Source organism: Desulfomicrobium aestuarii (assembly GCF_055385525.1).
In genome coordinates, this window is the sequence record NZ_AP042427.1 from 350,658 (window position 1) to 367,386 (window position 16,729).

General features: G+C 65.0%; 19 protein-coding genes and 1 pseudogene. 18 read left to right on the plus strand and 2 right to left on the minus strand.

The genetic code is table 11. From position 1 onward, the window contains the following. Positions 1-3: 3 nt before the first annotated feature. Positions 4-852 carry an HDOD domain-containing protein gene (locus tag ACZ5AC_RS01570; RefSeq protein ID WP_464249209.1) on the minus strand — a complete coding sequence of 283 codons (849 nt, stop codon included), beginning with the start codon at positions 850-852 and terminating at the stop codon, positions 4-6. Positions 853-990: 138 nt separating this feature from the next. On the opposite strand from ACZ5AC_RS01570, the gene ACZ5AC_RS01575 reads away from it, so the two are divergent. The 5 genes from ACZ5AC_RS01575 to ACZ5AC_RS01595 are packed head-to-tail and all read left to right on the plus strand — an operon-like array spanning position 991 to position 5,592. Next, the gene (locus tag ACZ5AC_RS01575) at positions 991-2,634 is read left to right on the plus strand and encodes an MBL fold metallo-hydrolase RNA specificity domain-containing protein (RefSeq protein ID WP_464249210.1); all 1,644 of its coding nucleotides are present in this window, start codon (positions 991-993) and stop codon (positions 2,632-2,634) included. 3 nt (positions 2,635-2,637) lie between these two features. Then, on the plus strand, positions 2,638-3,252 hold the full coding sequence (gene rsmD, locus ACZ5AC_RS01580) for a 16S rRNA (guanine(966)-N(2))-methyltransferase RsmD (protein ID WP_464249211.1): 615 nt from the start codon (positions 2,638-2,640) through the stop codon (positions 3,250-3,252). Continuing rightward, positions 3,183-3,725, plus strand: a complete 543-nt coding sequence (gene coaD, locus ACZ5AC_RS01585; RefSeq protein WP_464249212.1) for a pantetheine-phosphate adenylyltransferase — start codon at positions 3,183-3,185, stop codon at positions 3,723-3,725. Before rsmD ends, coaD begins: the two co-directional genes overlap by 70 nt. Further along, positions 3,722-4,645 carry a tRNA (adenosine(37)-N6)-dimethylallyltransferase MiaA gene (gene miaA, locus ACZ5AC_RS01590; protein WP_464249213.1) on the plus strand — a complete coding sequence of 308 codons (924 nt, stop codon included), beginning with the start codon at positions 3,722-3,724 and terminating at the stop codon, positions 4,643-4,645. Before coaD ends, miaA begins: the two co-directional genes overlap by 4 nt. Before the next feature lie 59 nt (positions 4,646-4,704). Beyond that, complete coding sequence (locus ACZ5AC_RS01595) at positions 4,705-5,592, plus strand: hypothetical protein (protein WP_464249214.1); 888 nt, start codon at positions 4,705-4,707, stop codon at positions 5,590-5,592. 63 nt (positions 5,593-5,655) lie between these two features. Here ACZ5AC_RS01595 and ACZ5AC_RS01600 read toward each other — a convergent pair whose 3' ends face one another. Then, positions 5,656-5,853, minus strand: a complete 198-nt coding sequence (locus ACZ5AC_RS01600; RefSeq protein ID WP_464249215.1) for a twin-arginine translocase TatA/TatE family subunit — start codon at positions 5,851-5,853, stop codon at positions 5,656-5,658. Between the two features lie 166 nt (positions 5,854-6,019). Here ACZ5AC_RS01600 and ACZ5AC_RS01605 point away from each other — a divergent pair, with 166 nt between their 5' ends. From ACZ5AC_RS01605 to ACZ5AC_RS01665, 13 genes and pseudogenes are all read left to right on the plus strand, one after another. Next, complete coding sequence (locus tag ACZ5AC_RS01605) at positions 6,020-6,397, plus strand: hypothetical protein (RefSeq protein WP_464249216.1); 378 nt, start codon at positions 6,020-6,022, stop codon at positions 6,395-6,397. A 24-nt stretch (positions 6,398-6,421) separates the two neighbouring features. Then, complete coding sequence (locus tag ACZ5AC_RS01610) at positions 6,422-7,174, plus strand: hypothetical protein (protein WP_464249217.1); 753 nt, start codon at positions 6,422-6,424, stop codon at positions 7,172-7,174. 16 nt (positions 7,175-7,190) lie between these two features. Then, entirely contained in the window at positions 7,191-7,760 is a 570-nt protein-coding gene (locus ACZ5AC_RS01615) for a helix-turn-helix domain-containing protein (RefSeq protein ID WP_464249218.1), read from the plus strand. Positions 7,761-7,785: 25 nt separating this feature from the next. Continuing rightward, positions 7,786-9,438 carry an AMP-binding protein gene (locus tag ACZ5AC_RS01620; RefSeq protein WP_464249219.1) on the plus strand — a complete coding sequence of 551 codons (1,653 nt, stop codon included), beginning with the start codon at positions 7,786-7,788 and terminating at the stop codon, positions 9,436-9,438. Positions 9,439-9,440: 2 nt separating this feature from the next. Beyond that, entirely contained in the window at positions 9,441-10,115 is a 675-nt protein-coding gene (locus tag ACZ5AC_RS01625; RefSeq protein ID WP_464249220.1) for an HAD family hydrolase, read from the plus strand. A gap of 75 nt (positions 10,116-10,190) precedes the next feature. Continuing rightward, a complete protein-coding gene (locus ACZ5AC_RS01630; protein ID WP_464249221.1) occupies positions 10,191-10,484 on the plus strand; it encodes a YggT family protein in 294 nt (97 codons plus the stop codon). Positions 10,485-10,494: 10 nt separating this feature from the next. Further along, positions 10,495-10,803: a DUF167 domain-containing protein gene (locus ACZ5AC_RS01635; protein WP_464249222.1), complete on the plus strand. Its 309-nt coding sequence runs from the start codon at positions 10,495-10,497 to the stop codon at positions 10,801-10,803. A 29-nt stretch (positions 10,804-10,832) separates the two neighbouring features. Further along, complete coding sequence (locus ACZ5AC_RS01640; RefSeq protein WP_464249223.1) at positions 10,833-11,063, plus strand: DUF465 domain-containing protein; 231 nt, start codon at positions 10,833-10,835, stop codon at positions 11,061-11,063. A 5-nt stretch (positions 11,064-11,068) separates the two neighbouring features. Beyond that, entirely contained in the window at positions 11,069-12,757 is a 1,689-nt protein-coding gene (gene ilvB, locus ACZ5AC_RS01645; RefSeq protein ID WP_464249224.1) for a biosynthetic-type acetolactate synthase large subunit, read from the plus strand. Positions 12,758-12,766: 9 nt separating this feature from the next. Beyond that, the gene (ilvN, locus tag ACZ5AC_RS01650) at positions 12,767-13,255 is read left to right on the plus strand and encodes an acetolactate synthase small subunit (protein ID WP_464249225.1); all 489 of its coding nucleotides are present in this window, start codon (positions 12,767-12,769) and stop codon (positions 13,253-13,255) included. Between the two features lie 40 nt (positions 13,256-13,295). Then, positions 13,296-14,303: pseudogene (gene ilvC, locus ACZ5AC_RS01655) on the plus strand (ketol-acid reductoisomerase); the annotation flags it as partial. Between the two features lie 63 nt (positions 14,304-14,366). After that, entirely contained in the window at positions 14,367-16,475 is a 2,109-nt protein-coding gene (locus tag ACZ5AC_RS01660; RefSeq protein WP_464249226.1) for an ATPase, T2SS/T4P/T4SS family, read from the plus strand. 2 nt (positions 16,476-16,477) lie between these two features. Beyond that, a complete protein-coding gene (locus ACZ5AC_RS01665) occupies positions 16,478-16,729 on the plus strand; it encodes a hypothetical protein (RefSeq protein WP_464249227.1) in 252 nt (83 codons plus the stop codon).

Below are 16,729 nucleotides of genomic sequence, written 5' to 3' on the forward strand. Positions count from 1 at the left end.
GCCTCAGGCGAAGGCCTGGTTGACGAGCGTCTCCACCTTCAGGGCCACTTCCTCGACCACGGGCTGGTAGTCGTTTTCGAGCAGGTAGAGCGGGACGCCGAGGCCCTTCATGTCCGCCGTGAACATGGGGTTGAAGTGGTACCCGGCCTTGGTGGCGAGGTAGTCCGCCAGCTTGATGAGCATGATGGCGGGGGGCGAGTCCTGGGCCACCTCGCGGTGATGGGCGTAAACCGCGAGCTGGACGTTTTTCGGAAATTTCCAGAGCTTGAGGGCCTTGGCGCTCAGGAGCGGGTGACTGACTCCGAAGAGTTTCTCTTCGACGTCCAAGGGGTTCCGGCCCCCCTCTTCCCAGATCTTTGCCATCACGGTGAATTCCCCGGGCATCAGGGTGGCCATGACCACGTACCCGATGTCGTGCAGCAGGCCGGCCAGGTACGTCCCGTCCTGTTCTTCCGGGGACATGGGAAAGAGGCTCGGGTAGTACTGCATGAGTTTCTTGGACAAGAGAGCCGTGCTCAGGCTGTGGGTCCAGAAGCGGCGGATGGAGAACGAGGGCGGGAATGCGTTCTTGGTGACCGAGTCGGCCAGGGTCAGGTAGTAGACGATGCCCTTGACCTCGTTCAGGCCCAGCCGCACGAGGGCCTTCTGCGGCGAGGTGATCTCGTCGAGGCCGCGGTACATTGGCGAGTTGGAGATGGCCATGATCCGGGCGCACAGGACTGGCTCGGCGCTCATGGCCTCGACGATGTCCTGCAGGCGGGTGTTGGGGGCATTGAGGAGCTGCCATAGCCTGATGACCATCGGCTTGAGAGGGGGCAGATCCCGGTCGCTGAGTTTTTCCAGATTGATCATGGGTTGGTTCGTCTTGGCAAAAAGGTTGTCGCCCCGTCGTCGGATGCAGCGTGTCCACGGGGCTAGCATACCCGGCCCTTCGAGGGCAATGGGTTGCGGGGCATTGTTTTCATCCATCTGAAATATAGGGAGAAAGGAATGAAGATAACGTTTCTTGGCGCGGCTCGGACCGTAACGGGCTCGTGCTACGTGCTCGAGTGCGAACACGCCCGTTTCGCCATCGATTGCGGCATGCACCAGGGCAACAGGATCATCGAGGCGCGCAACTGGGACGAGAGCGGGATGTACCGGCCCGAAGCCCTCGATTTCATTCTCCTGACCCACGCCCATATCGACCACTCCGGGCTGCTCCCGCGCCTGGCGGCCAAGGGTTTCAAGGGCCGCGTGCACACCACCGCGCCGACCCGCGACCTGCTGACCATCATGCTCGAGGACAGCGCACGCATCCAGGAGACCGACGCCCAGTGGCGCAGCACCAAGAAGCTGCGCGCCGGCGACCCGCCCGTGGAGCCCCTCTACACCGTGGAGCAGGCCCAGAAGGCCCTGAAGCAGCTGAAAATCGAGGAGTACAACACGGCCTTCGAGCCGGCCCCCGGCATCCGCGTGGTCTACAACGACGCCGGACACATCCTGGGCTCGGCCTTCATCGAGCTGTGGATCAAGGAAGGGGAGGAGGAGACCAAGCTGGTCTTTTCCGGCGACCTGGGCCGCCCCAACCAGCTCCTGGTCCGCAACCCGGAGACAGTCGAGCACGCCGATTTCCTCTTTCTGGAGTCGACCTACGGCAGTCGAAACCACAAGAACGAGGCCCAGAGCCGGCAGGAGCTGGCCGAGGCCATCGCCTACAGCTACGAGCGCGGCGAGAAGGTCATCATCCCGGCCTTCGCCGTGGAGCGCACCCAGGAGCTGCTGTACTCCTTCTATCTGCTGCGAAAAGAGGGGAAACTGCCCGAGGACCTGCCCGTCTACGTGGACAGCCCCCTAGCCATCAAGGCCACGGAGATCTTCCGCCGGCATTGGGACTACTACGACCACGAGACCAAGCAGCGGGTCAAGAGCGGCGAGAACCCCCTGGAAATGCCCAACCTCCGCTACTCCCTTTCGGTCGAGGAGTCTCGGGCCATCAACAGCTCACAGGGGCCGGCCATCGTCATTGCCGGCAGCGGCATGGCCAATGCGGGCCGCATCAAGCACCACCTGCGCCACAACATCTGGAAGCCCGGCGCGTCCATCGTCTTCGTCGGCTTCCAAGCCGAAGGCACGCCCGGCCGGCGCATCGTCGACGGCGCCCAGACCATCCGCATCCTGGGCGAGGAGCTTTCGGTCAAGGCCAAGGTCTTCACCATCGGCGGCTTCTCGGGCCACGCCGGACAGTCGCAGATCCTCGACTGGCTGTCCCACTTCCGCAATCCCGACGTGCAGATCTACCTGGTCCACGGCGAGCATTCCGGGCAGAAGGTCCTGGCCGAGCTCATCCGCGAGAAGTTCAAGTACACCGTGCACATCCCGGATTATCTGGACGAGTGCCTGCTGGAGAAGGGCGGCCGCTTCGAACTGACGGCGCGTCCGTCCCTGGCCGCTCCGCGCATCGACTGGGAATACCTGCTGGAGGAGACGACCGACAAGCTGGACCAGGTCCGGGAGCGGGTGGAGTTCATCCAGCGCATGGGCCTGTCCAACCAGGTGGAGATCCGCGGCAACCTGCTGGACATCAACGCCCGCTTCACCTCCATCCTTTCGGAGCTGATGTTCGAGCAGAAGCGCAAAGGCGACAAGGCCTAGCCCGTGCGCATCATCTCCGGGGAGTACCGCGGCAGGCGCATCCGCACCACCGAGGGGCCTGGCTACCGCCCCGCGACGGGCAAGGTGCGCGAGTCCCTCTTCTCCATGCTCGAATCCCAGGGCGTGGACTGGGGCGGGACGAGGGTGGCGGACATCTTCGCCGGCAGCGGCTCCCTGGGGATCGAGGCCCTGAGCCGCGGCGCGGCAGAAGCGGTCTTCGTCGAGAAGGCCGCCCACGCCGCGGCCCTCATCCGCTCCAACCTCGATGAGCTGGGCGTCGCGCGGCAGCGTTTCCGGATCGTCAAGGGCGACGCCGCGCGCTGGCTGGGTGGGGGCGGCACGGGCTCCTTCGGGCTCGTCTTCATCGACCCTCCCTACGGCAAGGATCTTTTCCTGCCAGCCCTGCGGCTGCTGCTTGACCGAAACGTCCTGGCGCGCGAAGGGCTGCTGTGCGCCGAGGTGGAGGCGGGACTGGCCCTCGACGCCCTCCCGCACCCGGACCTGGCGCTCCTTCGCGACAAACTCTACGGACAGACAAGGATATGCATATGGCGCAGAAACCAGAGCGCATCGCCGTCTACCCCGGCACCTTCGACCCCTTCCACAACGGACACCTGAGCCTCGTGCGCCGTGGCCTCGAGGTCTTCGACCGCATCATCGTGGCCGTGGCCAGGGACTCGGGCAAGAACCCGCTCTTCTCCCTGGAGGAGCGCGTCGACATGATCCGCGAGATCTTCCGCGGGCAGCTGCGCGTCGAGGTCGAGGCCTTTTCGGGCCTGCTGGTGGACTACGTGCCGGGCGCGCACGCCAACACCATCCTGCGCGGCCTGCGCGCCGTCTCGGACTTCGAGTACGAGTTCCAGATGGCCCTCATGAACCGCAAATTGAAGCCCAGCATCCACACCGTCTTCATGATGACGGACTACCGCTGGCTCTACATCAGCTCCTCCATCATCAAGGATGTGGCCAAGCTCGGCGGGGTCATCGAGGGGCTGGTGCCCGAGTCCATCCAGGCCCGCATCGAGGCGCGACTGGCCGACGTGCACGGCGGGGCGTCCGCTCTGCCCGCCGGGGGGCCCGCCAAGGCATGAGCGTCACGAGTCTCGTCTGCCTGGTCGGGGCCACCGGCACGGGCAAGACCGCCGCGGCCCTGGCCCTGGCCGGGGCCCTGGGCGGCGGGGTGGTCAACTTCGACTCCCGCCAGGTCTACGCCGGCCTCGGCATCGTCACGGCCCAGCCCACCGCGCAGGAGCGGGCCGTCTGTCCCCACGCCCTCTACGGCTACCTGCCCGTGGACCAGCCCGTCCGGGCGGGCTCCTTCGCGGCCGAGATCCAGGCGCGGGCCGAAGCCTACCGCAGCCAGGGCCTCGTGCCCATCCTCGTCGGCGGCACGGGCCTCTACCTGAAGAGCCTCGTCGACGGCCTGGCGCCCATCCCGGACATCGACCCGCGCATCCGCGAGGAACTGGCGCGGGAGTGCGCCTCCGTCGGGTCCCCGGCCCTGCACGCCCGTCTGCGGGGCGTGGACCCGGACTACGCGGCCAAAATCCACCCCAACGACCCGCAGCGCATCTGCCGAGCCCTGGAGGTCTTCGCCGCCACGGGCCGGACCCTGACCTGGTGGCACGGCCAGACCCGCCGCCCCGAAGGGCTGCGCGCCCTCAAGATCGGCCTGCGCACGGACCTGGCGACGCTGACGCCCCGCCTGGAACGCCGCATCGAACTCATGCTCGAAGCGGGAGCCCTGGACGAGGTCCGTCTGGCCTACGAGGGCTGCCCGAACAGGGAGGCTCCGGGGTTTTCGGGCATCGGCTGCCCGGAACTGCTGGCCGTGCTCCTGGACGGTCTGGACATGGCCCAGGCGCGGGCCGACTGGCTGCGCAGCACGCGGGCCTACGCCAAGCGCCAGCTGACCTGGTTCAACAAGGACCAGGACATCGCCTGGCACGACCCGGCGGATTTCGAGGGGATGGCGGCCAGGGCCAGGGAGTTCCTGGCATCACCGGCGTGAGGTGCCGGGTTGCTGCGGGGCGGCCCTCGCGCTACAGATTTTCACGAAGGAGTTTTTCCATGCAAGGACGCGTGTTAGGTGTGTTTGCTGCCCTGATGCTCTGGTCCACCCTGGTCCTGGCGGACCAGCGCGTGACGGTGCCGCTGGTCCAGGGCGAGGACAGGGCCGCGGCCGTCGGTCGGGGCTTCGACGAGGCCCTGGCCCTGGAAACCAGGGCCATCGCAGGCCCGGCGCTGACGCCGGCGCGGCTCAAGGCCGTCATGGGCGTCCTGGCCAAGGAGCGTGACTCCCTGGTCCTGGGCTACAAGGAAACGGCCGCAGACGCCGGCAATGCCACGGTCGCGGGCAACGCCACGGGCGAGGCGCTGACCCTCGACGTGCGGGTTCACGGCGCGGGCCTCAAGACCCGTCTGCGGGACCTGGGCGTGCTCTCCACGTTGACGGGCCCGCTGCCGTACGTGCTCCACCTGTCGGGTATGGAGCCTTCGCGTACCAAACGGCTTTCGGCCCTGCAGGAGCTCTCGGGACTCGCCCCGGTGGCCGCCGCCGGCGCGGACGTGCCGGTCCTGACCCTGTCGCAGGGCCGGGACTGGAACGGCGTGCTGAGCCTCGGGGAGTGGAGTTCGACCCGTTCTGCCAAGACCCTCGACGAGGTCTGGCTGGCGGTCTGGAAGGACTATTTTTCCCGTCCGGCGCAAGCCGGGGGAGGTGGGGCCGGGGTAGAAGTCCGCATCTCCGGCTGGCTTTCGAGCATGGGGCCCATGGAGTTCGACCGTCTCATGGACGGCTGGAATGCGGAGATCGAACGCAAGGCCCTGATCGGCGTGGAGATGGAAGGGCAGGGCATGGCCGGCGTGTGGCGGATCACGACCGGGTCCAGGGAAGCCCTGTCCAGGCGTCTGGAGGACGCGGCCAAGGCCCAGGGGCTGACGGTGCGGATCAGGTAGGGGCTTTTGAAAAGAAGAATCCCGGCCTTGGCCGGGATTCTGTCGATTTCAACCTTTGAAAATTCAGTCTTTCTTATCCGTCGTGTCCTTCGTGTCGGACTTGGGCGTCACGTCGATTTCTTCAGGCTCGCTGGTGGCCTTCTTGAAGTTCTTGATGGCCCGGCCCATACCTGAACCGATTTCAGGCAACTTGTTGGCCCCGAAAATAACCAGGACGATAACCAGAATGATGAGAAGCTCTGGGATGCCAATGCCGAACATGTATGCCTCCTCGGAAATGAATGGGCCTCATATACACATAGCCCTTCGGGCAGGTCAACATTTGCGTGACGAAGAAAAATCTTGGTTTCCGGATGGATGGAATGTATTCCCTAAATAGCCTGAGGTCATGTCCGCGGCGTCCGGACACCCGCGGACGGGGGGCGGCGTGAGCCGGCCGCTGCCGCCGCTTTCGCTGCCGGGCCGGGGATGCCGGTTCTGGGCGGCGGGACGCTGCATCTACGAGGAGCGTCTCAACCCGGGCCTGCATGCCGGGTTCGCCTGCACCGCGCTGCAGGCCCTCGCGGACAGCTTCGACGCCTTCGTGGTCCGCGGCGAGAGCCTGGGCCTGTCTTCGGAGGAGGCCGGACGCATCTGGGAGCGGCGTGTGGATGCGGCCTTGAACATTGGCCTCGACTGTGCAAATTTCATCCCCCTGCCGGACGAGGCCGGGGACGTGCCCTGCGCGCACTTCCTGGATGGCGTGTGCCTGCTGCGGATGCCCGTCTGCCCCGGGCGGTGCCGCAGGTTCGTGGCGGGATTCTGATGCGGATACGGTTAAGGAGATGATATGACCGCAATGCTCGTGCATTTTCCCTGGATGCACCCGAGGCTGGGCCAGGGGCCCCTGCCCGAGGGGCTCGTCTTTTTCGACCCCGGCGTGAACATGGACACGGACCGGCCGCGCTGGCGGCCCGAGCGCCTGCCCTGTTCGCCGACCGAGGTGCGCGCGCTGCTGCGCAGCTACATGGAGTTCGGCGAACGCTTCCAGCGCGCTTCTGACATGAAGGCCTATCAGGCCGCGGGACTGGACAATTTCTTCACGGGCACGAGCCTGGAATTCCGGTCGCAGCTTCTGGGCGGTTCGGAGCCCGAGGCGGCCGACCCTTGCCGCCAGGCCCAGATCCTGCTGGCCATGGCCCTCTTCCGCGAGGAGCAGTTCGTGGCCATGCGCGAGCAGGAAGGGCGGTTCGAGGCGGCCCGGGAGGGGTTCGCCGAGGTGCTGGGCCTCGATGACGAGGAGAGCTTCGCGGAGCTCGGCGTGCCCGACGAGGCACTCTTCCCGCGGGCCTGCGCGGAACTGCCCTGGAAATCCCTGCTGCCGTCCCTGCTGTGCTTCCTGCCCCGGGGCGCGCGGCTGTACGTGACCGACGCCGACGTGCTGCGGGAGCTTTCGGCCCTGGACCTGGAATTTTCCCCTTGCGGAGAGGACGGCGCTCTGCTGTGCTGCCGGCTGGACGAAGACGCCCTGGAACGGGTCTGCGGCGTCCGGGTCGAGCTGTCCGAACCCCTGACCATCGTGGCCCCGTCCCAGCAACCCTAACCAGCGAGACCTGAGTATGAGCAAAGAGCAACTCGGCAGACGCATCAAGCGTTACCGGGAAATGAACGAAATCAGCCTCGAAGATCTGGCTGCGCGCACAGGCCTGCAGCTTTCCTTCCTCAAATCCCTCGAAGAGGATTCGGTCTACCCGTCCCTGGGGCCCCTGCTCAAGGTCGCCCGCGGGCTCGGCGTGCGCATGGGCACCTTCCTGGACGACGAACTCGGCCACGACCCCCTCATCGTGCGCCTGGGCCAACGGGAGGCGGGCCTGAACATGCTCGGCGGCAAGGACTGCCCCGTGGACATGAAGTTCTACTCCCTGGGCCGCGGCAAGACCGACCGGCACATGGAGCCCTTCTTCGTCGAGATCATGCCGTCGACCTGCGCCGAGCGGAAGCTTTCGAGCCACGAGGGCGAGGAGTTCATCGTCGTGCACGACGGCGCCATCGAGGTCACCTACGGCCGCGAGGTGCTGACCCTCTCCAAGGGCGACTCCATCTATCTCAATTCCATCGTTCCGCATCATGTGGCCTGCAGCGGGGACTCCCCGGCCTCCATCTATGCGGTGCTCTACTTTCCGGAATAGTCCGGGATCATTCCAAGGGGGAGTCATGGACAAGCCAGCGTTGCGAGAAATTACCCTGGGGCAGATGCTCGACGAAGCCATCATGCAGCACCCGGACAACGAAGCCGTGGTCTACGTGGACCGCAATTTCCGCTTGACCTACCGGGAGTTCGGCGAACTGGTCGACAATCTGGCCAAGGGCCTCATGGCCATGGGCGTGCAGAAGGGCGAGAAGGTCGCCATCTGGGCCACCAACGTGCCGTACTGGGTGGCCTTCCAGTTCGCCACGGCCAAGATCGGGGCCATCCTGCTGACGGTCAACACCTTCTACAAGAAGGCCGAGCTCGAATACCTGCTCAAGCAGTCCGAGTGCGAGAACCTGCTGCTCATCGATTCCTTCCGCGACACGGACTACGTGCAGACGGTCTACGAGCTGGTGCCCGAGCTCAAGACCCAGGAGCGAGGCTACCTGCGCAGCGACAAGTTCCCGGACCTGAGGCGCGTCTTCTTCCTCGGCCAGGAGAAGCACCGCGGCATGTACTCCATGCCCGAACTGCTGGCCCTGAGCCGCGTGACCTCCGAGGAGGACTACCGCGCGCGCCAGGCCTCCCTGGACCCGCACGACGTGGTCAACATGCAGTACACCTCGGGCACCACCGGGTTCCCCAAGGGCGTCATGCTGACCCACTACAACATCGGCAACAACGGTTTCTGGATCGGCGAAAACCAGAAGTTCACCCACAAGGACCGGGTCTGCCTGCCCGTGCCCCTGTTCCACTGCTTCGGCTGCGTGCTGGGCGTCCTGGCGGCCATCAGCCACGCCGCAACGCTGGTCATCCTCGAAGGCTTCAGCCCCCTGCTGGTCCTGACGGCGGTTGAGGAGGAGAAGTGCACGGCCCTCTACGGCGTGCCGACCATGTTCATCGCCGTGCTCGAACACCGCTCCTTCCCCAGGTTCGACCTGTCCTCCCTGCGCACGGGCATCATGGCCGGCTCGCCGTGCCCGGTGCCGGTCATGGAGAAGGTCATGGACGTCATGAACATGAAGGAGATCACCATCTGCTACGGCCTGACCGAGACCTCCCCGGTCATGACCCAGACGCGGGTCAACGATTCGATGGAGCAGCGCACGCGCACCGTGGGCCGCGCCATGCCCGAGATCGAGGTGCGCGTGGTCGACCCCGAGACGGGCGAGCCCGTGGCCCCCGGCGTGCAGGGCGAGGTCTGCTGCCGCGGCTACAACGTCATGAAGGGCTACTACAACAACCCCGACGCCACGGCCCAGGCCATCGACCCCGACGGCTGGATGCACTCCGGCGATCTGGGCGTCATGGACGAGGACGGGTACCTGAGCATCACGGGGCGCCTCAAGGACATGATCATCCGCGGCGGCGAGAACGTTTACCCGCGCGAGATCGAGGAGTTCCTGTACCGCATGGAGGGCATCAAGGACGTGCAGGTGGTCGGCGTTCCCAGCCGCAAGTACGGCGAGGAGGTCGGCGCCTTCGTCATCCTCAAGGAGGGTTTCGACTACGGGACCGAGGACATCCGCGACTTCTGCCGCGGGCAGATCTCCCGCTACAAGATACCCAAGTACGTGGCCTTCCTGGACGAATACCCCATGACGGCCAGCGGCAAGATCCAGAAGTTCAAGCTGCGCGAGCTCGCCGGGCAGTATTTCCCGGAGGCCATGGAGTAGCCATGCCATCTTGCGCGGGCCGGCCCCGCCGTATCGACCTGCGGCTCGTCCGCGGCGTGGTCTTCGACTGCGACGGGGTCCTCTTCGACTCCCGCGACGTCAACCGCCACTACTACAACCACATCCTCCTGACCCTGGGCCTTGAGCCCATGAGCCCCGAGGATGAGGAGTACGCGTTCATGCACACCGTGGACGCGGCCATGGCCCGGATCATCCCCTCGGAGCTCAGGGCCAGGGCCGCCGAGGTGCAGGGGCACATGACCTACAACGACTTCATCGACCGCATGATCCCCGAGCCGGGGCTCTTCGAGCTGGTGGAGGACCTGGCCCGGCGCGGGGTGCGCATGGCCGTCAACACCAACCGCAAGAACTCCATGGAACTGGTCCTGGAGCGCTTCGGCCTGACCGGCTACTTCGACCCGGTCATGACCGCGGCCAAGGTCTCCCGGCCCAAGCCCGACCCCGAGGGGCTGCGGTGCATCGTCGAGGCCTGGGGCTTCGGCACCGGGGCGATGTCCTACCTCGGGGATTCGTCCGTGGACCAGGAGACGACGGTGCGGGCGGGGGTGCCGTTCTGGGCCTACCGGAACCGGGAACTGGCCGCCCAACTCCATGTGGACAGTTTCCATGAACTGCGGCAATGGTTTGAAAGGGGATTTTTCGAGATAATCGATTAACGCTTGCGCGGTCCGGGCGCTCGGAGTATCCCGCCCCAGCGCCGCGCAGGAAGAATATATCCGTACGGAGGCTTCATGCCGGTTTTTTCGAGTCTGATCACGGCCGTATACTATGTGGTGGACAGCGTCCTGTCCCTGTATTTCTGGGTGGTCATCGCCTCGGTGGTCATGTCCTGGGTCAACCCCGACCCCTACAACCCCATCGTGCGCGGCATCCGGACCCTGACCGAGCCCGTTTTCTACCGGATCCGCAAGTGGATGCCGTTCACCTATTTCAGCGGCATCGATTTTTCGCCCTTCGTGGTCGTCCTGGCCATCAAGTTCATCCAGGTCTTCATGACGCGGCTCCTGTCGCAGATGATGTTCTAAGGGGGCGATGGTGGCGAAGGACCGTCCGGTCTGGGCCGGCCCGGCCAAGGACGGCGGGTGGCGGATCAGCCTCTGGGTGCAGCCCGGGGCGAAGAAGACGGAACTGGCGGGCATGCACGGCGACCATCTCAAGATACGCCTGCGCGCCCCGGCGGTTGACAACAAGGCCAACAACGCGTTGACAGTATTTGTGGCCGAGCTCTTCGGAATGAAGACCCCGCAGGTGGTCATCGAGTCCGGGCACGGGTCCCGGCACAAGAACCTGCTCCTGATGACCGAGGAAGAGCCCGACTGGGACGTCCTGTCCGGCCGGGCATGAGGATAACCATAACGCTAAGGAGACATCCTATGGAACAGCAAGACCTCGAACTGATTGCGGCCCACATGGGTCACGACGAGGAACTCAAGGCTCTGTGGGAGGAACATGTGGGCTTCGAGAAGATCCTGGAGCGGTATTCGGGAAAAGCGGCGCTTTCTCCCGCTGAAGACCTCGAAGTGAAGGAGTACAAGAAGAAGAAGCTGGCCGGGAAGACCCGGATCCAGGCTCTGCTCGAAAAATACAAGAAACAGGAGGGATAGGAGCCATGGTGCTCACCGGTGCCCAGATACTCATGGAATGCCTGAAGCGGGAAGGGGTCGACCTGATTTTCGGTTTCCCCGGCGGCGCGGTCATCGACATCTACGATGAACTGCCCAAGCACCCCATCAGGCACATTCTCGTCCGGCACGAGCAGGCCGCGGTCCACGCCGCGGACGGCTACGCCCGGGCCTCGGGCAAGGTGGGCGTATGCCTGGTCACGTCCGGCCCCGGTGCGACCAACACCGTGACCGGGATCGCCACGGCCTACATGGATTCCATTCCCCTCGTCGTCATCACGGGGCAGGTGCCCACGCACCTGATCGGCAACGACGCCTTTCAGGAAGCCGACATCGTGGGCATCACCCGGCCCTGCACCAAGCACAACTATCTGGTCAAAAACGTCGCCGACCTGGCGACGACCATAAAACAGGCGTTTTATATCGCGCGGACAGGCAGGCCGGGGCCTGTCCTCATCGATCTGCCCAAGAACGTGGTCAACGCCGTCACGGAATTTTCCTATCCCGAGAGCATCAGCATCCGCAGCTACAACCCCAACGTGAACCCCAACCGCAAGCAGCTGCGCAAGGCCGCCGAACTCATCGCCCTGAGCCGCCAGCCCGTCATCTACGCCGGCGGCGGCGTGGTCTCCTCGGACAGCGCCGCGGCGCTGACCAGGCTGGCGGAGGAGTTCCACCTGCCCGTGACCACGACCCTCATGGGCCTGGGGGCCTTTCCGGGCGACAACCCGAACTGGCTCGGCATGCTCGGCATGCACGGCACCTACACGGCCAACATGGCCATCAACAGCTGCGACGTGCTCATCTCCGTGGGCGCGCGCTTCGACGACCGGGTCACGGGCCGCGTCAACGCCTTCGCCTCGCGGGCCAAGATCATCCACATCGACATCGACCCCACCTCCATCAGCAAGAACGTGGTCGTTGACGTGCCCATCGTGGCCGACTGCAAGCAGGGGCTCGAAGGGCTCATCGAGGAGGTGGCCCGGATCAAGGGCGTGGACTGGAAGGACAAGCATTCCGACTGGAACGCCTCCCTGGCCCAGATGAAGGCCACGTATCCCCTGAATTACGCCAAGAACGGCGGGGCCATCAAACCGCAGTGGGTGGTCGAGAAGATTTACGAGCTGTCCAAGGGCGAGGCCATCATCTCCACGGAGGTGGGGCAGAACCAGATGTGGGCCGCGCAGTTCTACACCTACAAGAAGCCCCGGACCCTCCTGACCTCCGGAGGCCTGGGCACCATGGGCTACGGCTTTCCGGCGGCCATCGGCGCGCAGTTCGCCTTTCCTGACAGGCTGGTCGTCGACATCGCCGGCGACGGGTCCATCCAGATGAACATCCAGGAACTGGCCACGGCCGTGAGCTACAACGTGCCCGTCAAGATCGTCATCCTCAACAACGGCTACCTGGGCATGGTCCGGCAGTGGCAGGAGCTCTTCTACAAGAAGAACTACTGCGCCACCTGCCTGCACACCAACCCCGATTTCGTGGCCCTGGCCAAGGCCTACGGGGCGGCGGGGTACCTGGTCGACAAGGCCGAGGATCTCGAGTCGACGCTGGAAGCGGCCTTCGCCTACCCGGGCCCGGTCATCGTCGACGTGCGCGTGGAGCCCGAGGAGAACGTCGCGCCCATGGTCCCGGCCGGTGCGGCCCTGTCCGAAATGCTGCTGGTTTAGGAGGCCGCCATGAGACATGTCCTTTCCATACTCGTCGAGAACGAACCCGGAGTCCTGTCCCGCGTGGTCGGCCTGTTCAGCGGCCGCGGATTCAACATCGAGTCCCTGAACGTCGGCCCGACCCTGGAAAACGGGGTTTCGCACATCACCATCTGCACCAGCGGCGAAGAGCAGATCATCGAACAGATCATGAAGCAGCTGCACAAGCTCATCACGGTCATCAAGGTCGTGGACCTGACCCACCTGCAGGCCGTGGAGCGCGAGATCGTGCTCATGAAGGTCGGTGCCGAGGACTCCAAGCGGGCAGAGGTGCTCAGGATCGCGGATATTTTCAGATGCAAGGTCGTCGACGTCAGCCCGGACGAGCTGACGCTCGAAATCACCGGGGATCAGGGCAAGATCAAGGCCGTCGTGGCTCTGCTGCAGCGGTTCGGCGTGAAGGAGTTCATCCGCGCCGGCACCGTGGCCATGCGGCGCAGCATGCAGCTCGCCGACTGATCCATTTGGCAATGGGGCCCGGCAGCGGGCATCACGAACCACGAGAGAAGGAGAAACCATGAAAGTTTACTACGACAAGGACGCCGATCTGAATATACTCAAGGACAAGGTCGTGGCCATCATCGGCTACGGCAGCCAGGGCCACGCCCACGCCCAGAACCTGCGCGACTCGGGCGTCCAGGTCATCATCGGCCAGCGTCCCGGCGGCGCCAACTGGCACCTGGCCCGCGAGCACGGCTTCGAGCCCGTCAGCGCGGCCGAGGCGGCCAAGAAGGCCGACCTGATCCAGATCCTGGTCCAGGACCAGTACCAGCCCAAGGTCTACCAGGAAGAGATCCTGCCCAACCTGACCGCGGGCAAGACCCTGGTCTTCGGCCACGGTTTCAACATCCACTACAACCAGATCATCCCGCCCAAGGACGTGGACGTGGTCATGATCGCCCCCAAGGGCCCCGGCCACCTCGTGCGCCGCGAGTTCGAGAAGGGCGGCGGCGTGCCCTGCCTGGTGGCCGTGCACCAGGACGCCACGGGACAGGCCCTGGCCAAGGCCCTGGCCTACGCGGCCGGCGTCGGCGGAACCCGTTCCGGCGTCCTTGAGACCACCTTCCGCGAAGAGACCGAGACGGACCTCTTCGGCGAGCAGGCCGTGCTGTGCGGCGGCGTGAGCGAGCTCATCCGCGCCGGTTTCGAGACCCTGGTCAAGGCCGGGTACCAGCCCGAGATCGCCTTCTTCGAGTGCATGCACGAACTCAAGCTCATCGTGGACCTGCTTTACGAGGGCGGCTTCAAGAAGATGCACCACTCCATCAGCGACACCGCCGAGTACGGCGACTACGTGACCGGCCCGCGGGTCATCAACGACGAGTCCCGCAAGGCCATGCAGAAGGTCCTCGAAGAGATTCAGGACGGCACCTTCGCCCGCAACTGGATCCTGGAGAACAAGGCCAACCTGCCGTTCTTCCTGGCCCGCCGGCGTCAGAGCCACGAGCATCAGGTGGAGCAGGTCGGCGACAGCCTGCGCGGCATGATGGCCTGGCTGAAGAAATAACACCGCTACCGGGCGGCCCTCTCTCGGGCCGCCCGGCAATCGATCAATGGGTGAGCGAGACGCATGTCAACCCCTTTGACAGAGGAACAACTCCTGTCCAAGGCCTGGGGCCTCTTTGCCAAGGACGATTACGCAGGCGTGCTGAACATCTGCCGCAGCGGCTATGCACAAGGCTTGCGCACCTACGACCTGGTCAGGCTCATGCTCGACAGCCTGAACAAGCTCGGCAAGGTCCAGGAGCAGGCCGAGGTCACCCTCAAGGTGCTGGGGGAGAATCAGTACCCCCCCAAGGTCGCGGCCAAGCTCTACTTCCGCGCCGGCCTCATCTACCAGCATCAGGAAGACATCTCCGAGGCGCGCCGCATTTTCGAGAAGGTCCGCATCCTCGACCCCGACTTCCCGGGCATCGAGCAGCGCATCAAGGCCCTCACCCCCCGCCCCGTGGCGTCGAGCAGCAGCCGCTACTCCTTTCTTCTCGACAAGGGCGTCATCAGCGCCGAGCAGCTCTCCAAGGTTCTTTCCGCTGACGGCAAGGACCCTGACAGCGTCCTTATCAAGGAATACAAGGTCGCCAAGAAGGATCTGGGCGAGAGTCTGGCCCGCTTCTACGGCACGGAGTTCGTGCCCTTTTCCGCGTCCAAGGAACCGCCCTTCGAACTTTTCGAGAAGCGCCGCCTGGACCCCGATTTTCTCAAGCGCTACGGCTGGATTCCGTTTTCCCAGGAAGGCAACACCATCACGGTGCTCATGACCAACCCCTTCGACCTGGGGCGCCTGGACGAGATCCGCTTCATCTACGGCACGTCGAACGTGCAGGCCAAGGTCACCCTGGCCTCGGACATCGAGCAGTACATCGAGCATTTCTACAAGCAGTTCGGGGCCGGAGAGGATCTGGCTGCGGCCTTCGACGAGGACGTCGAGGCCGGCGACGTGGTGTCGGCCGCCGATGAAGGCGAGGCGGAGCTCAGCGACACGGACAGCGAGGTCGTGCGCATGGTCAACGCCCTGCTGGTGGAGGCCTGGCGCAAGAACGTCTCGGACATCCACATCGAGCCCAACCCGCACTCGAAATTCTGCATGTTCCGCTTCCGTCTGGACGGCACGTGCTACGAGTTCCGCAAGGTGCGCCTGCCCCTGGCCCGTCCCATCGTCTCGCGCCTGAAGATCATGGCCAGCCTGGACATCGCCGAGCGCCGCCTGCCCCAGGACGGCAAGATCAAGATCAAGCTCCCGGACCGCAACAAGGTCGTCGAATACCGCATGGCCACCATCCCCACCCTGGAGGGCATGGAGGACGTGGTCCTGCGCGTCCTGGCCTCGGGCAAGCCCCTGCCCCTGGACAAGCTGGGCCTGCTGCCCCGGAACAAGTCCGCCTTCGAGAAGCTCATCTACAAGCCCTACGGGCTGATCCTCGTGGTCGGCCCCACGGGCTCCGGCAAGACCACGACCCTGCACTCGGCCGTGAGCTACATCAACACGCCCGAGCGCAAGATCTGGACGGCCGAGGACCCGGTGGAAATCACCCAGGAGGGCCTGCGGCAGGTGCAGGTCAACCCCAAGATCGGCCTGACCTTCGCCTCGGCCCTGCGCTCCTTCCTTCGCGCCGACCCGGACGTGATCATGATCGGCGAGATGCGCGACAAGGAGACGGCGCACATCGGCGTCGAGTCGTCCCTCACGGGGCACCTCGTGTTTTCGACCCTGCACACCAACTCCGCCCCCGAGACCGTGACGCGCCTTCTGGACATGGATCTCGACCCGTTCAATTTCGCCGATTCGCTGCTGTGCGTCCTGGCCCAGCGCCTGGTCAAGACCCTGTGCCCCAACTGCAAGAAGCCCTACACGCCGCAGCAGCAGGAGATCGACGAGATGGCCCTGGAGTTCGGCCCCGGCTGGGAGACCCACGCCAGGGAGTATCTGGCCGGCCCGCGGACCCTCTACCAGAAGGTCGGCTGCGCCCAGTGCGTGGGCGGCTACAGGGGCCGGCTCGGCATCCACGAGCTCATGGTCAATTCCTCGGGCATCAAGCAGCAGATCAAGCACCGCAAGCCCACCGAGGAAATCCGCGCCCAGGCCGTGACCGAAGGGATGCTGAGCCTCAAGCAGGACGGCATGCTCAAGGTTCTGGACGGGCACACGGACATGGACCAGGTCCGGGCCGTGAGCGGTTAGCCATGATTCTCTCCTCCAGCCAGCTCCGGGCCCTCAAGGAGCGCAACGACGAAGAGCTGCGCAAGGGCAAGCACGGCAAATACGGGTACCCGGCCCACACCATCCAGGACCTGCTCCTGACCATCGAAGCCGTGAAGAAGGAAAAGAAGAAATGGAAGCAGCTGGCTCAGGACAGGGGCAGGGCGCTGCAGGAGATCTTCGCCGCGGCTGCCAAAGCCGTGCCCGCGTCCCCCGAGACCGAGGACGACCTCTAG